We start from the raw sequence: 16,192 nt of genomic DNA, 5'->3' as shown, positions 1-16,192 counted from the left end.
GGTCCGGCGTGTACGAGGGGCCGGTCCAGGACCTGATCGACGAACTCGGCAAGCTGCCCGGTGTCGGGCCGAAGAGTGCCCAACGCATCGCGTTTCACCTGCTCAGCGTCGAACCTTCCGAGATTCAGCGGCTCGAGAACGCCTTGGAGCGGGTCCGTGACGGCGTTCAGTTCTGCGTGGTGTGCGGCACCGTATCCGACAAGGAGTACTGCCGGATCTGCGCCGACCCCCGTCGGGACCGCACGGTGATCTGTGTGGTGGAGGAACCGAAGGACGTGCAGGCGGTGGAGCGGACCCGTGAGTTCAAGGGTCGCTATCACGTACTCGGGGGTGCCCTCGACCCCCTGTCGGGTATCGGCCCCGACCAGCTTCGCATTCGAGAGTTGCTGGGGCGCATCGCGAATCAGGAGGACGGGGTCGACGTCTCCGAGGTCATCATCGCCACCGATCCCAACACCGAGGGTGAGGCCACCGCCACGTATCTGGTGCGCATGCTTCGGGACTTTCCGGGGCTGACGGTCAGTCGGCTCGCATCGGGGCTGCCGATGGGCGGCGACCTCGAGTTCGCTGACGAACTGACCCTGGGCCGAGCGTTGTCCGGAAGACGCACACTGTGACGTCCGAGCCGACCGCGATGCCCGAACGCACTGCGACCGCACCTGCGAAACGCACAGCCGAGCAGTCGAGGTCGCTCATCGTCGATGCGGCGGGGCGGGCATTCGCCACCAGGCCCTATCGGGAGATCACTCTCAAAGACATTGCCGACGATGCGGGGGTCAGCGCCCCGCTCATCATCAAATACTTCGGGTCCAAAGAGCAGTTGTTCGACACCCTCGTCGATTTCCGGGGGGCCGCCGACATGATATTCAATGGCCCACTGGATGGGCTGGGCGAGCGAATGGTGTCGATGTTCGCGCGTCCGATGGAATCGTACAAACCGCTGTCGTTGAACATTCTGTTCATGAGCGGGGCCAGCGAGGAGCGGGGCCGCAAGCTGCGCGCCAACTACTCCTCGCAGATGATCGATGCGTTGGCGACACGCTTGACCGGTCCGGATGCGCGGCTGCGCGCGGAACTGGTGATGTCGATGTTGACCGGTCTCGCGGTGATGCGCCGCAAGATGATGCAGGAGTATGCCTCCGGTTCGCCGGAGGAGGTGGTGGCGCACTACGCCCCCCTGGTGCAGCAGCTGCTCGACCCCTGACAGTTCGGCTTGCGTGGTAAATGGCTGTTCACCTAAAGTGGTGAACAGCCATTTACCAACTGTACGGGGGTGACGCGTGACGATTTCGTTGCCACGGCCGTTGTCTTCGATGCCGCGGGCGTCGTCGGCACGCGCGGCGGCCGAGCCGCAGTCCCTCCCAGTTGGATCCCGATTCCTTCTCCCCATTCTCGCCTTCGCCGGGGTGTTCCAAGCTGTACTGCAGACGGTGATGGTGCCGCTGCTCCCGAGCATGCCGGCGTTCACCGGCGCCGGGACGACGTCGGTGTCCTGGCTGATCACGGCGACTCTGCTCGTCGGCGCGGTGGTCACTCCCATTTTCGGGCGCCTCGCGGACATGTATGGAAAGAAGCGAATGCTGATGGCGGCGTTCGTCATCATGACGCTGGGCGCAGTGCTGTGCGCGGTGACCTCCGACATCGGACTGCTGATCTTCGCGCGCGGACTGCAGGGCGTCGGCGGCGCGGTTATCCCGATCGGTATTTCGATCCTCCGCGACGAACTGCCGCCGGAGAAGGTGCACCGCGCAATCGCGATGATGAGTTCCACCCTCGGCATCGGCACGGCCCTGGGCCTGCCGTTCGCGGCTGCCATCGCCGAATACTCCCATTGGCACGTTCTCTTCTGGGTGATCGCAGCGATCGGGTTGGCGGTCACCACGGCGGCGGCGTTGTTCATCCGCGAATCGGCGGTGCGCTCCGGCGGACGCTTCGACGGGGTCGGCGCGGTCGGGCTGACGGCCGCACTGGTCAGCTTGCTGGTGCCGATCACGCAGGGCAGTTCGTGGGGCTGGTCGAGTCCCGCGGTGCTGGGCATGTTCGCGTCTTCGGTGTTTCTGTTCGCGTTGTGGGGCTACCAGCAGTTGCGTAACCGGAATCCGCTGATAGACCTGCGAGTCTCTGCACGCCGGTCGGTTCTCCTGCCGCACGGAACCGCACTTCTCGTCGGGTTCGCCTTCTATGGCAACGCGCTCATCACGACACAGCTGCTACAGGCGCCGCGGAGTGGAGCCGGATACGGACTGACGATCCTGCAGGCTGCGGTGTGCCAGCTGCCCACCAGTCTGTCGATGATCGTCTTCGCCCAGGTCGGGGCGAGTGTGACCGCGCGGTTCGGGTCGAAGGTGACGATCCTCGCCGGAGCCGTGTGTCTCGTTGCCGGTTACTCGCTACATGCTGTGCCGGGTAAGGAGTTGTGGTTGGTGATCACGGCGTTGGGTGTCGCGGCCATCGGCACGGCACTGGTCTACAGCACGCTGCCGATGCTGATCGTGCGCGCCGCGCCCGCGACCCAGATGGCCGCGGCCAATGGTGTGAACGTCCTGCTGCGGACGATGGGCACCACCATGTGCAGCGCAGTGGTCGCGTCGGTTCTCGCGGCCGGCGTGGTGGGCGGGACCGCCACTTCAGGGTCATTCTCGCTGGCGTACGGGGTGTGTGCGGTGTTGGCCGTCTTGGTGTTCGCCGTCTCGCTCGCGTTGCCGGGTCATGTCCGGTCGCAAAAAAATGTGATGGAACCGCTTGTGACGTAGATCACTCGGGGGTATCGTAAGTAGTGCGGATCGAGGAAATGTACCTGTGAGCAGAGAAAACTCGTGAAGCAGAGATCCGGCCGAGAATGCAGAAGCATTCCCGGCCGAACCCCTGTCTGGGGTCCTTACATCGATTCTGCGATGTTCTTGATAGCTGCCAGCCGTCGGTCCCACTCGGCACCGATTCGCTCCAGCGTCCGGGCCGTCTTGCCGAGTTCGGCGCCGAGCGCCCGATAGCGGACCTCCCGACCCACCTTCACCGATTCGACCAACCCACAGGCCTGCAGGGCGGTGAGATGCTTGGCGATCGCCTGCCTCGACACCGGCAGTCGGGTGGCGAGGGACGACGCGGAATGATCTGCCCGTCCGAGCTCGGTCAGGATCTCCCAGCGGGTTTCGTCGGACAGGGCCGCGAACACCGAAGCGAGTTCGGTATAGGTGCCCACGGTCATGCCTTCACGCCATGTAGGTAGGCGACCAATTCGTCGAGTTCGGCGTGCCAACCCTGGATGTTGCCTTCGCGCTGCTGGTTCCGTGCGTCCGCGTCGCGGTCGAGGGTGTCGAATCCAGTCTCGGTCACCGTCAGCTCGGTTCCCGACTCGTGCTCGGCGAGGGTGAACCGGACCAGCGTCGAATTGCCTTCCACGGGATCGGTGTCTCTGTCGGCCGCCCAGCGGAAACCGAAGCAGTTCGGCTCGTCGACCTCGGTCACGATCGCGCGGGACGTTCCGTGCCCGTCCCAGGTGAACTCTGCTCTGCCGCCCACGGCGAGGTCGATCTCGGCCTGCTGTCCGAACCATTGGGCGACCTTGTCGGCGTCGGTGATGGCAGCCCAGACTGTCGATCGCGGGGCGCTGATGACAACGCTTCGGGTGATGCTCGTCGAATCCATGTCGATTACCTTCCTTCGCGCGGTTTCTGCAACTCAATGGTTGCATGCCCACTCGATTTCTGCAACCCAACGGTTGCATCAAGTGACGCCACTGACGGTTATCCACAGCCTGTGGAGAGGCTGTGTGTGATTTCTGCCGCCCGATCGCGCCGCGAAGATCGGCGGGATCGTCGCAGTGCAGAACGACGAATGGACGGCATTGTCGGCACAGGGAACCGCCCTCGGACCCGTCCCGGGTCAGAGGGTTCGATCGGCGCAGCGTGGGACTACTCCCGCCGGACTACACGCGCAGGCGTTCCCGGCGCAGCTGCTCGACTTCGGGGAGGTCGAGGGTGGGGAGTTCGTCGACGCCGAGGGCTCGCTTCAAAATGAGGTCGGCGAGTTCGGGATTGCGGGCCAGCGCCGGTCCGTGCATGTACGTGCCGATCACGGAACCCTGGACGACGCCCTCTTGTCCATCTCCGACCCCGTTCCCGACGCCGTGGTTCACGCGGGCGAGGCCGCGCGCGTCGGGGCCGAGAGTCGTTCCACCGCGGTGATTTTCGAATCCTGTGAGCGGCAGAGTCAAGCCGTCGAGGTGGGGCTTGGTGATCACCTCGCCGATGGACCGGGTGGCCTGCGGAGAGGTGGTGACGTCGAGCATCGACACACCGTCTACGCGTTCGCCGCTCGATGTCTCGTACCAGTTGCCCAGTACCTGGATGGCGGCGCAGATCGCGAGCACGGGGGCACCGCGTTCGGCGGCCTTCTGGAGTCCGGGATATTTGGTGAGGTGGCGGGTCGCGAGCCGCTGGGCCGAGTCCTCGGCACCGCCGAGGGTGTAGGCGTCGAGCGATTCGGGGACCGGGTCGTTGAGGGTGATTTCGACGATCTCGGCGTCGTATCCGCGCATGCGCAGTCGCTGCCGCAGGATGAGAGCATTGCCGCCGTCGCCGTAGGTGCCCATGACGTCGGGGAGTACCAGTCCGATGCGCACGGTGGAGTCAGACATTGCGCGCCTCCTTCGCGATGGCGTTGTTCAGGTCGCGGAATGCGGTGTAGTTGGCGAGCACCTCGACACGTCCCGGCGGGCAGGAAGCGATGGCGCGCAGAGGATTCGGTTCGAGGGTGTGGTCGACGCCCGCGTAGGTGAGGCGCACGGCGAGGTCGGTACCGCGTTCGCCCGCGGCCACCACCTTGACGCCTTCGAAGTGCTCGAAACGCACGTCCCACAACCACGAGAGGTCTTCACCGTCGGGTACCTGACCGTTGACCGCGATCACCAGTCCGTCGACGGTGGGGTCGATCATCGACAGCGCCTCTTGCCAGCCGGCCGGGTTCTTGGCGAGCAGCATGTGGACCGAATGGGGCCCGACTTCGACGGTGCTGTAGCGGCCGGCCACTTCTTGCACGGTGGCTGCGGCGGCGACCGCGTCCTCGGCTTTCGCGCCCATCGCGACTGCGGCGGCCACTGCCTGGGCAGCGTTGCCTCGATTCGCGCGGCCGGGTAATGCCAGCGTCATGGGAATCTTCAGGCCCTCCGGCCCGTAGAGGTTCTCCTCGTCCAGCCACCAGTCGGGGGTGGGGCGCGCGAAGTCGGAACCGGTACTGCGCCAGTGCGGGCCTTCCCAGACGATCGGCTCACCGGTGCGCGGACAGCTCGCGGCGTCGCTGGCCCAGCCGCCGCCCGCTGCCACCCAGACGACGTTCTTCGCGTCGTAGGCCACCGACGTGACGAGAACGTCGTCACAGTTGGCGATGACGGTGGCCTCGGGATGCGCGGCGACGCAGGCGCGGAGTTTGCGCTCGATCATGTTGATCTCGCCTACGCGGTCGAGCTGGTCGCGGCTCAGGTTGAGGAACACCAGAACTTCGGGATCGACCGCGTCACTGACATGGGGGACGTGCAGTTCGTCGACCTCGAGTGCGGCGAGGGGTGCGTGCACTCGGTTGCTCAGAGCCGCGACGATCCCGGCGTCCATGTTGGCGCCGTCGGCCTGGCTGGCCACCTCGCCGAGGGTCGAGAGCGCGGCGGCCGTCATCCGGGTGGTGGTCGACTTGCCGTTGGTGCCGGTGATCACCGCGGTGCGGCGGCTACGACCGAGCTGTTCCATCAGCGTGGGGTCGATCTTCAGGGCGATCAATCCGCCGATCATCGAGCCCTTGCCGCGTCCCGCCTTCTGCGATGCCCAGGAGGCGGCCGCTGCTGCCCGGAGGGCGACCTTGCCGCGTGTCGTGATCCCAGTTCCAGTACTCACTCCGCGAGTTTTGCACAGGGTCCGGTCAGACGCCGACTCGCGCCGGTGGACGGACGTGCGGAGATGGTCCCTGGCGTGCCTTGCCGCTCATCTGGGTGGCTGCCGCACCGGCGATGACCACCGCTCCACCGGCCAGCGACACGGCGCTCGGTTCCTCGTGCAGCACCAGCCACGCTGCCCCGATGCCGACAACGGGAACGAGGAGGGACAACGGTGCGACGGTGCCCGCCGGATAGCGGCTGAGCAGAGCCGTCCAGAGGCCGGAGCCGGCGATGGTGCCGAGGATCACGATGTAGGCGAGTCCGGCGAGCGCGAGCGGGCCGTTGCCGTGAAGCGAAGACGTCAGCGCGTCCCAGCCGGACGAGGGTCCTTCGACCGCGAACGAGAGTGCGAGCATGGGCAGCGGGGGAATGACGCACATCCACAGCATCAGGCGCATCGGCTGGTCGGAGGCCGCCTTTCGGTTTCCGAGGTTGCCCAGCGCCCACGACAGGCCGGCGAGCAACGTCAGAACCACGGGGAGGAGGGCGGCGTGCTGGGACCGGTCCCAGCCAATGAGCGCCATCCCCGACATCGCCACGAGGAGCCCACCCACCTGCACCGGCCGCAGTCGCTCGCGGAGCAGGATTGCGCCCAGTACGACGGTGAACGGCGCCGACGACTGCAAGACCAGTGATGCCAGCCCGGTGGGCATCCCGGCATGCATGGCCCAGAACAGGAACGTGAACTGCCCGACTCCGAAGCCGGTGCCGTAGAGCAGCAGCCATGTGGTGGGGACCTGCGGCCGCGGAACGAACAAGACCACCGGGATCGCGATGAGGAGAAAGCGCACTGCCGCGAAGAAGAACGGCGGAAAGTGATCGAGACCGGCGCGAATGGCGAGAAAGTTCAGACCCCACAACACGACGACGGTAAGTCCGAGGAGCCGATCGCGGGTGGTCATGTGCTCCATCGTGAGCCTGCCGAACCATCAGGACAAGCACTTTATAGCGCATTGTCCATGTAGTTTTACTTCATGGATGCGACCCGCTTGCGAGTCCTGCGTGAGCTGGCGGACCGAGGGACGGTGGCCGCCACTGCCGCGGCATTGTCGATGACCCCGTCCGCCGTATCGCAGCAATTGAAGATCCTGGGGCGGGAAGCAGGCGTGACCCTACTCGAACCCGACGGCCGGCGCCTGCGGCTCACCGACGCCGGACAGGCCCTCGTGGTGCGGGCCGACGACGTCCTGGCCGCCCTGGACCGGGCAGCAGCGGAGATGGACGCCTACCGGGGGTCGCCGCGAGGTCGTGTCCGGGTGGCGCTGTTTCCGTCCGGCGCCGCGTTGCTGCTGCCCCGGCTGCTCGACGTCCTCGCCGGAAGCGGTGTGGACGTGCAGCCGCGCGACGAGGATTTGCCGTCGTCGGCATTGCCGACGTTGCTCGCCGACTACGACGTGGTTCTCACTCACCGGGATGAGCGTGCCGCCGACACGTCGTCACCTCGGGTGACCGCCGAACCGCTCATGCGTGAGCCGATCGATCTGATCCTGCCGCCCGGTCATCGTTTCGCGGGGCAGAATTCGGTGCGACCGGAACAGTTGGCCGACGAGAGCTGGATCAGCGTGCGCGGCGGATTCCCCGTCGACGACGTCCTGCTGTCGGTGGCCGCGGCAACCGGAGTGCAGCCGCGGGTGGTGATGCGTATCAACGACTTCCGGGTCATCGAGGAACTGGTGGCCGGCGGGCACGGTGTCGCGCTGCTGGCCCGCCATGCCGTGACCCACCCGTCGGTGGTCCGGTTGCCCCTTGCCGGTGTCCGGGCGGCGCGCATCTACGAACTGGCTCGTCGTCCGGCGGCCGATGCCATTCCTGCCGTCGCAACGGTGCTTCAGGCGTTCCGGGACGTCGCGGCGGAGGTCACGGACTGACATGGCAAAGGGACCCGCTCGAAAGCGGGTCCCCCTCGCGAAGTGGCCAGTGATCAGCCCAACGCCTTCGCCTTCAACGTCTCGTACTCCTGTTGGTTGATGGTTCCGGCATCGAGCAACGCTTTCGCGTCCGCGATCTGCTCCGCCGACGACTTGCCCGCGACCTCGCGAATGTAGCTGTCTTGCGCCTGTTTGACCTGCTGAGCCGCGGCCATCGACCGCTGCGCCATGCCGTCGCTCTTCACGATCAGGTACACCAGCGCGGTCAGGAAGGGGACGATGAACAGGAAGATGATCCAGATGGCCTTGGCCCAGCCCGACGACTTATGGTCGCGGAACAGGTCGGTGATGATGGAGAACAGCAGGATCAGGTAGGCCACGAAGGCGAACGTGGTGATGATTACCCAGAGGAAGTCCCAGAACGAGTCCATTGCAGCGCTCCATTTCACACAGTCGAAGGAAGTCTGCGCCGACTATCGCAGCTTCCGGCACCGCCCGCGTCATCCGAAACAGGTGAAATGGGTATGGCCCAGTACACGACACGGCCGCGACACCCGTAGGTGCCGCGGCCGTGTCGCGTCGTTCTAGCTTGCTGATTCCACCGCTCGTCGCATACCGCGCTCGACGGCACCGATGATGTAGGGGCGGAGTTCGACGGCGGGGATGACCGCGTCGACGGAGCCGACCTGCTGAGCGCGCTGGATGTTGTGCACGGCCTCGAACTCGGCGGCGACTTCACCGAGTTTCTCGTTGCGGACCGCAGCCTGCTGGGCGGCCAGCTCGACGCGCAGGTGAGCCTGCTGGGCGTCGGTCTGGGCGCCGGCCAGGTTGGCCTCGAGTTCCCGGATCGTCGGGTCGGCGGCCACCCGCGAGTTGACCTCGCGGGTGAACACCACGGCCGCGGCGGGCGCGCCACCGAGCACCGACGCGAAGGAACCCTCGACGGCGAGAACTTCCATGTTGTCGTTGAGCGCTCCGGAGAACACGACGAACGCGCCGCCGTGGTAGCGGGAGATGACGCAGAATACGATCGGGCCGTCGAAATTAACGATGGCGCGGCCGATTTCGGCGCCGTACTCGAGCTGGATGTGCCGCAGCGAGTCGGGGGACCCGTCGAAGCCGGACAGGTTGGCCAGCACGACGAGGGGACGGCTTCCGCTGGCGGCGTTGATTGCCCGCGCCGTCTTCTTCGACGACTGCGGGAACAACGTTCCGGCGGTCCACTGGTCGGGGCCGTTGGCCGGCGACCATCCCTTACGGGCGATGGCCCGCGACTCGATGCCGATGACACTCACCGGGTAACCGCCCAGGTGCGCATCCATGACGACGGACGTGTCCGCGTCCGCCATGTCGGCCCACCGCTCCAGCACCTGGTGGTCCTGGTCGACGAGCGCCCGCATCACGGTGCGAATGTCGAACGGCTTCTTGCGTTCCGGGTTCGTCTCTGCCGAGAAGATGTCACCGACCGTGGTGAAGTCGCTCGACGGGTGGACGTGCGGGAAGGTGCGCACGTCGCGGCCGATGGGGTCGGCGGTGTGGGCCCGACGCGGGAACCGTTCCCCGGCAACCACATACGCATGGTCGTAGTGGGCGAACAGGATCTGGCAGGCCGCGGGCAGGTTGGGAGCCCAGTACTGCGCCTCGCCGTTGGGTCCCATGACGCGGTCGTAGCCACCGATACCGAAGTTGTCCTCGGCCGAGACACCACCCGAGTAGTCGAGCGAGTTCTTACCGGTGAGCACCATGGCGCTGTCGGGCGTCATCACGAGGATGCCCTTGGTGTGCATCAGCATCGTGGCTTCGGCGTTCCAGTAGGGCTGCGCGCCGACGTTGATGCCGGCCACGATCACGTTGACCTCGCCACCGTTCTGCGTGAACGTGATGATGCGACGCAAGCCGCGAGACACCCAGTCCATGTTCTCGGTACCGCTGTCCATGGAGATCGTCGCCCCGGACGACAACGCGAACCACTCGACCGGCACACCCAGCTCCTCGGCCAGGTCGACGCCCGCTACGAGACGCGCGCACTCGGCTTCGGCGACGGTGCCCAGCGCCTTGGTCGGATCGCCGAAGAGCGCGACCCGGGTCATGCCCTCGGGGTGCCGTTCGGTGCGGGCGGTGACCAGACCGACGATGAGGCCGGCGCGGTTCTGTCCGTACGGACGGTCCACCGGAACCAGTCGGCCCGACTCGTCCAGGTCGTGCTCGACGAAGGTTCCGTCGCGACCGGTGAGCAGGGGAATCAGCTCGTACGGGTAGACGGTGCCGCGGGCGCGGGAACTGCGGACCTTCTGGGTGTACGCGTCGAGCGGCTGCAGCGGCTCGGTCGGCGGGTCGGTGACCTTGACGACGACGCCGCTGCCGGTGCGGTAGGAGAATCGCAGTGCCTTCTCCTGCGACTCCGTTCCGGCCGGGCCCTGGAGCCGGGCGATCACGGTGATCTCCTCGAGTCCGGCGCCCGCGGTGAGCGGGGCCGCGACCCGCGCAAATTCCTGCAGGTCTTCCACCGGAGCGTCGATCTTCGGCCATACGTACAGCACGACGCGGTTGGCGTCGAGCTTGCGCTTGCTGCCACGGGCCGCCTGAGCTCGCCGGATGCCGTCGAGGCAGGACTGGAGCACGCGCTCGGCAGCGGGAACGCCGATCACCTGGCCGTCCTCGTTGCGGACGGGGGTGATGTCGCGGATTTCGGCGAGTGCGATGAGGCGCTCGTCGGTGGGGTTCTCGGGCGACACCAGGTGGAACAGGAACGTGTCCGCCGCCGCGGGCAGGCGGGTGCCTTCGAAGTTCTTCAGGCGCCACAGATCGAAGCGCTGACCGGTGAGCGGGTGCATGTCCCGGATCAGTGCCTCTTCCGCGAGCACACCCGCGTCCGGCCGGTAGGTGAACTTGCGGACGTCGAGGCCGACGCCACCGAAGACGGACACCGTGACTCGGCGGCAGGAGGCGATCAGGGGCAGCGTCGCCAGCGTCTTGCGCAGGTCCTCCGACATCGTGTCGGGATCGGCCGGCGGCTCGGACCACGACAGGTACAGGTCGAGGACGAGATTGTCGGGGGTCTCCGAGGCGACGTCACCGATTTCGGTGAGAGCACCGGGCAGTTCGGCATAGTCGGCGACGGCCGACACGAGGTGCAGACGCTCCCCGAGCAGGTCGAAGTTGCCGGTGACGAAGTGCCGTCCGCCACGATCGAACGCTGCGACGTCTTCGAGCGTGCGGATGTCGTAGTAGCGGCGGGTGACCACCTCGAGCAGCGGGCCCACGGTGGCGCTCTTGCGGGCGACGCGCTGTCCGAGCAGCTCGGTCAGCGACTGCGGGGTGGCGACCAGCGCCTCGAGACGTTCCTGGTAGTCGCCGGCGCCGGGATGCTCGGCGAGGTACTCGAGGCTGCCGCGGACACCGTCGTACACCTGTTCGCGGGCCTTGCGGATCTGCGGCTCGTCGAAGAAGCGGAAGCGGACGTTGCGGGCGACGTTGCCGATCACCGGGTAGCGGACCTGGGTGGCGACGATCAACCGGTCCAGCACCTCACCGAGTCCGCTCGGGGCGCGACCGGGTGCGTTGCCGTCGTTGAGCCAGCGGTCGAGCAGTGCGGCGATGACGGGAACCTGATTATCCATCCGCTGCTGCGCGAGGAAGAGGCGGTAGACCGCTTCCTCGAGCTCGGCGGTGCGCTCGAGATCGGTGACGTCGTAGTGGCGCAGAGCGCGCGACAACCGGGTCTGGAAGGACTCCGGAAGCCCCTCGAGCTCGACGTCCAGGGTGTGGAGATAGGTGTGGAAATGCTCGCGCGGGCTGTGCACCCGCTCGTCGCCGTCTTCCTCGGCCACCGTCGGACGGTTACGGCCGATCTCGCAGATGTCGGCGAACGTGGTGAGCAGCGCCAGTTCAGCCTGCACGAGGTCGGGATCCCCGGCGATCTGTGCCCGCAGCTTCTCGTACTGGGCGAGCAGCACACCGGCCCGCTTCGCGCTGACGTCGTACCCGGTGAGCAGCGCGCCGAGCGCATCGATCTGCGCAAGGGCATCGAGGCGCGGGTCACCGTGGGGTGCCGGGGCGCCGAGATCGAATTCGACGCGGGGCGACTGCTGCGCCGTGGACTCGTCGGAGCTTTCCTCCACCCGCAGCAGCGCCGTTCCGGCGTCCACCTGCGAGTTGACCATGGCCAGCACTTCCCGGACCCGGCCGGCGACGGGCGCGCGGACCGCGGTTTCCATCTTCATGCTCTCGAGGACGACCAAGGTGGCGCCGACCTCGACCTCGTCACCGACGGACACCGGCACCGCGACCACGACCGCCGGGGCGGGGGCGCGCACGACACCGGCCTCGTCCTGGCTGATCTGGTGACTGATGCCGTCGACCTCGACGAGGTACTGGGCGCGTCCCGCGACGGAGACGACGTGATGGCGGCGGTCGCCGATCACCAGGCGGCTCTCGAACTCGCTGAGCCGGTCCACCTCGACCTCGGTCTCGGGGGCGTCCCCGTCGACGCGGTAGCGGTGGGCGCCGACCTGCGTGACGGTGAGTCCGTACGCCTGACCCTGGTAGCTGAGCTCCACCTTGCGGCCGATGGCGTGGCCGGCGCGGGGTCGCCCACCGCGGGCAGACGAAAGGAACGCCTGACGCTCGAGCTTCTCCTCGGCGTCGTAGACATCGATGGCGGCGGCGATCAGCGCGACATCAGCGGTGCGGGACGGCACGTTGGACGTGCCCGCGTCGGTGCGGTCCAGCCAGCCGGTGTCGGCGGACGCCGTGATGACCTCTTCGCGGTCGAGCAGGTCGAGCAGGAAGGACTTGGTGGTGGTGCCGCCGCGCAGCACGACCGTGGTCTCCCGCAACGCCGTGCGCAGCCGGGCCAGTGCCTCGGAGCGGTCGCGGCCCCAGGCGATGACCTTGGCGACCATGGAGTCGTAGTCGGGCGGGATGACGTCGCCCTGCGCGATGCCGGTGTCGACGCGCAGGCCGCTGCCGAGCGGGAACTTGAGCAGTTGCACCGCGCCGGGGGCGGGTGCGAATCCGTTGGCGGCGTCTTCGGCGTTGAGCCGGGCTTCGACGGCGTGGCCGAACTCGGGCGGGCAGTCACCCACGAGGGGTTCGCCGCTGGCCACGAGGATCTGCAACTTCACCAGGTCGATTCCCGTGGTGGCCTCGGTGATGGGGTGCTCCACCTGCAACCGGGTGTTCACCTCGAGGAAGGTGAAGGTCTTCTGCTCCGGCTGGTAGAGGTACTCCACAGTGCCTGCGCCGCGGTATCCGGCTGCACGCACGAGTTCGCTCGACACGGTGCGGAGGTGATTCGACTGCTCTGCGGTGAGGAGCGGCGAGCTGGACTCCTCGATGACCTTCTGGTTCTTGCGCTGGATGGAGCAGTCACGCACACCAGGAGCCCAGACGTTGCCGAAGTTGTCGGCAATGACCTGTACCTCGACGTGGCGCGCATCGGTGACCAGTCGTTCGATGAAGACGACGGGGTCGCCGAACGACCGCTGGGCCTCACCCTGGGTGCGCTCGAGCGCGAGTTCGAGTTCGTCCTCGGACCACACCTTGCGGATGCCGCGGCCACCGCCACCACTGCGGGCCTTGATGATGAGCGGATAGCCGATCGCCTGCGCGTGGCGACGTGCGTCGGCGCGGGTGGCGACGGGTCCACCACTCCACGGCGCGACCGGGACCTCCACCTTCTCCGCGAGGAGCTTGGCCTCCACCTTGTCACCGAGCAGACGCATCGCTTCAGCGGGCGGACCGATGAAGGTGATACCCAGCTGTTCGCACACCTCGACGAAAGCGGGATCCTCGGCCACGAAGCCCCAGCCCACCCACACGGCGTCGGCCTTGCTCTCGCGCAGGGCGCGGGCCAGCTCGGCGTGGTCGAGGTAGGCCGTTCCGCTCTTGACTGTGCGCAAGCACACACCTTCGTCGGCCTGGCGCACGAACATCGCGCGGCGCTCCGCCTCGGTGTGCAGTGCAACTGTCGTGATGCCGTAGTTGTGCTCGGCATTCAGTTCACGCACGGCTCGAATCAGGCGGACCGCAGCCTCGCCGCGATTGACAATCGCTATTCGCTTGAACATCAGTTAGCGCTCCGTTTCCGTAAAACTCATTGATCCGCAGAGTGTTTCGATGGCCAAGGCCATATCCGCCGTGGACTGGGTGCCGCCTTCGCGGACACACGCACCCCTGCACAACCCACTCGTCCCCTCCAGAGGTGCCCCGAATGCGATCATCGGGTCCTGCCACTCTGCAGGACCCGATGCCCGGGAACTGGAGCATAACGTCGATTTTTTGTACCCGCGCGTAACTTCAGCGCGGGTCACGTTCGGTTTGTCAAGTGTTCAAGAAGTTACCTGTAACGCATTGTCACGTCGTGAGTTTCGGGGCGAACGACGAAAACGTCACGCCGCAGCGCACTTTCACGTCAAGTTACCGAGCGGTTCGATACGCCGGCGCAGAGGCCCGGAAAACGCGAACGCCGCGAGCGCGCACGGGGCGCACTCGCGGCGATACGGACGAATCGGTCAGTGAGCGCGATTGACCGCCGAGACGACGGCGCGCAGCGACGCCGTGGTGATCGACGTGGCGATACCGACACCCCACACCACCGTGCTCCGGCCGTCAGGCGCGGTGACGGCGCACTCGACGTACGCAGCGGCCTGGGCGTCGTCACCCGCCGACATCGCATGCTCGGAGTAGTCGAGCACCCGGACATCGAAGTCGATGGTGGCGAGCGCGTCGACGAACGCGGCGAGCGGGCCGTTGCCCGAACCCGAGATTTCCTGTTCCTTGCCGTTCACCTTGACCGTTGCGGTGATGGAGTCGGTGCCGCCGTCCTCTTCGGACGCGGTGACCTTCTGCTTCATCCGCTCGAGCGGGGTGATCGGAGCGAGGTACTCCTCGTGGAAGACGTCCCACATTTCCTTCGGGGACACCTCGCCGCCCTCGCCGTCGGTGATCCGCTGGACCGCCTGGGAGAACTCGATCTGCAGCCGGCGCGGCAGCACCAGCCCGTGGTCGGCCTTCATGATGTAGGCGACGCCACCCTTGCCCGACTGCGAGTTGACGCGGATGACCGCCTCGTAGGTGCGGCCCACATCCTTGGGATCGATCGGTAGGTAGGGAACCGCCCACTGAATGTCGTCGACGTCGGCGTCCTGGGAGTCGGCGTCGATCTTCATGGCGTCGAGGCCCTTGTTGATGGCGTCCTGATGGCTGCCGGAGAAGGCGGTGTACACGAGGTCGCCGCCGTACGGGTGGCGTTCGTGGACAGGCAGCTGGTTGCAGTACTCCACCGTGCGGCGGATCTCGTCGATGTTCGAGAAATCGATCTGCGGGTCGACGCCGCGGGTGAACAGGTTCAGACCCAGCGTGACCAGGCAGACGTTGCCGGTGCGCTCGCCGTTGCCGAATAGGCATCCCTCGATGCGGTCGGCCCCCGCCTGATAGCCCAGCTCCGCGGCCGCGACACCCGTGCCGCGGTCGTTGTGGGGGTGGAGCGAGAGGATGACGGAGTCGCGGCGGGCCAGGTTGCGGTGCATCCACTCGATCGAGTCGGCGTACACGTTGGGCGTGGCCATCTCGACGGTGGCCGGCAGGTTCAGGATGACCGGGTTCTCGGGGGTGGGCTGCAAGACCTCGGTGACGGCGTCGCACACCTCCTTGGCGTACTCGAGTTCCGTGCCGGTGTACGACTCGGGCGAGTACTCCCAGCGCCACTGCGTGTCCGGGTACTTCTTCGCCTCTTCCAGGGCCAGAGCGGCCGCATCGGTGGCGATCTTCTTGATGACGTCGCGCTCGGCCTTGAACACCACTCGGCGCTGCAGGATGGAGGTGGAGTTGTAGAAGTGCACGATCACCTTCTCGGCGCCCTCGCACGCCTCGAATGTGCGTTTGATCAGCTCGGGGCGCGACTGCGTGAGCACCTGGATTGTGACGTCAGCCGGGATCGCGCCGTCTTCGATGATCTCACGGACGAAGTCGAAGTCCGTCTGGCTGGCCGACGGGAATCCGACCTCGATCTCCTTGTACCCCATCCGCACGAGCAGTTCGAACATGCGCCGCTTGCGGGCCGGGCTCATGGGATCGATCAGGGCTTGGTTGCCGTCGCGGAGATCGACCGCACACCATTGAGGGGCGCGGTCGATGGTCTTGTCGGGCCACGTGCGGTCCGGCAGCGACACCGGTTCCACTTCTTCGGCGAACGAGCGATACCGGAACGTCGGCATCGACGAGTTCTTCTGGGTGTTCCACGCCGGCTGGTCGGCGGGAGCAGGCTTGGAAGGCGGCGTGATGGTGCGCGTTCCGGTGGTGAAAGCGTCAGCGGGGGACATGGGATTGATCTCCAGATTCGTTGCGGACTTTGTGAGCCCAACGGCTGTGTCGACCGGCGCACGAGAACCCCGCGACG

12 protein-coding genes are annotated in these 16,192 nt (G+C 66.7%); 4 read left to right on the top strand and 8 right to left on the bottom strand.

Annotation, left to right across the window (positions count from 1 at the left end; all coding sequences use genetic code 11):
• Window positions 1-8 precede the first annotated feature (8 nt).
• The 3 genes from recR (at window position 9) to HYG77_RS12980 (ending at window position 2,753) form a co-directional block, all read left to right on the top strand.
• A complete protein-coding gene (recR, locus tag HYG77_RS12990) occupies window positions 9-617 on the top strand; it encodes a recombination mediator RecR (RefSeq protein WP_109326261.1) in 609 nt (202 codons plus the stop codon).
• 17 nt (window positions 618-634) lie between these two features.
• Window positions 635-1,204 (top strand): TetR family transcriptional regulator, encoded by a 570-nt coding sequence (locus tag HYG77_RS12985; RefSeq protein ID WP_109334819.1) that lies wholly within the window; start codon window positions 635-637, stop codon window positions 1,202-1,204.
• 76 nt (window positions 1,205-1,280) lie between these two features.
• Window positions 1,281-2,753, top strand: a complete 1,473-nt coding sequence (locus HYG77_RS12980) for an MFS transporter (protein ID WP_109326265.1) — start codon at window positions 1,281-1,283, stop codon at window positions 2,751-2,753.
• A 125-nt stretch (window positions 2,754-2,878) separates the two neighbouring features.
• Here HYG77_RS12980 and HYG77_RS12975 read toward each other — a convergent pair whose 3' ends face one another.
• From HYG77_RS12975 to HYG77_RS12955, 5 genes are all read right to left on the bottom strand, one after another.
• A complete protein-coding gene (locus tag HYG77_RS12975; RefSeq protein ID WP_159918921.1) occupies window positions 2,879-3,205 on the bottom strand; it encodes a metalloregulator ArsR/SmtB family transcription factor in 327 nt (108 codons plus the stop codon).
• A complete protein-coding gene (locus tag HYG77_RS12970; protein ID WP_109326271.1) occupies window positions 3,202-3,645 on the bottom strand; it encodes an SRPBCC family protein in 444 nt (147 codons plus the stop codon). The genes HYG77_RS12975 and HYG77_RS12970 overlap by 4 nt, the downstream gene beginning before the upstream one ends.
• 280 nt (window positions 3,646-3,925) lie before the next feature.
• The gene (locus HYG77_RS12965; protein ID WP_109326272.1) at window positions 3,926-4,636 is read right to left on the bottom strand and encodes a glutamine amidotransferase; all 711 of its coding nucleotides are present in this window, start codon (window positions 4,634-4,636) and stop codon (window positions 3,926-3,928) included.
• The gene (locus HYG77_RS12960) at window positions 4,629-5,882 is read right to left on the bottom strand and encodes a MurT ligase domain-containing protein (protein ID WP_109326273.1); all 1,254 of its coding nucleotides are present in this window, start codon (window positions 5,880-5,882) and stop codon (window positions 4,629-4,631) included. Before HYG77_RS12960 ends, HYG77_RS12965 begins: the two co-directional genes overlap by 8 nt.
• Before the next feature lie 25 nt (window positions 5,883-5,907).
• On the bottom strand, window positions 5,908-6,825 hold the full coding sequence (locus tag HYG77_RS12955; protein WP_208962858.1) for an EamA family transporter: 918 nt from the start codon (window positions 6,823-6,825) through the stop codon (window positions 5,908-5,910).
• A gap of 72 nt (window positions 6,826-6,897) precedes the next feature.
• Between HYG77_RS12955 and HYG77_RS12950 the strand changes: the two genes are divergently transcribed.
• Entirely contained in the window at window positions 6,898-7,791 is an 894-nt protein-coding gene (locus tag HYG77_RS12950) for a LysR family transcriptional regulator (RefSeq protein ID WP_208962857.1), read from the top strand.
• A 53-nt stretch (window positions 7,792-7,844) separates the two neighbouring features.
• Here the strand turns inward: HYG77_RS12950 and HYG77_RS12945 are convergent, their stop codons facing one another.
• From HYG77_RS12945 to leuA, 3 genes are all read right to left on the bottom strand, one after another.
• On the bottom strand, window positions 7,845-8,222 hold the full coding sequence (locus tag HYG77_RS12945) for an SHOCT domain-containing protein (protein ID WP_109326276.1): 378 nt from the start codon (window positions 8,220-8,222) through the stop codon (window positions 7,845-7,847).
• A 153-nt stretch (window positions 8,223-8,375) separates the two neighbouring features.
• Window positions 8,376-13,862: a biotin carboxylase N-terminal domain-containing protein gene (locus HYG77_RS12940; RefSeq protein ID WP_208962856.1), complete on the bottom strand. Its 5,487-nt coding sequence runs from the start codon at window positions 13,860-13,862 to the stop codon at window positions 8,376-8,378.
• Between the two features lie 444 nt (window positions 13,863-14,306).
• Window positions 14,307-16,115: a 2-isopropylmalate synthase gene (gene leuA / locus HYG77_RS12935; RefSeq protein WP_109326280.1), complete on the bottom strand. Its 1,809-nt coding sequence runs from the start codon at window positions 16,113-16,115 to the stop codon at window positions 14,307-14,309.
• Window positions 16,116-16,192: the final 77 nt, after the last annotated feature.

Origin of the sequence: Rhodococcus sp. ZPP, assembly GCF_017656075.1 — a bacterium.
Lineage (GTDB): Bacteria > Actinomycetota > Actinomycetes > Mycobacteriales > Mycobacteriaceae > Rhodococcus_F > Rhodococcus_F oxybenzonivorans.
The sequence above is the reverse complement of the archived record's forward strand: the minus strand, read 5'-3'. Positions and strand labels throughout refer to the sequence as shown.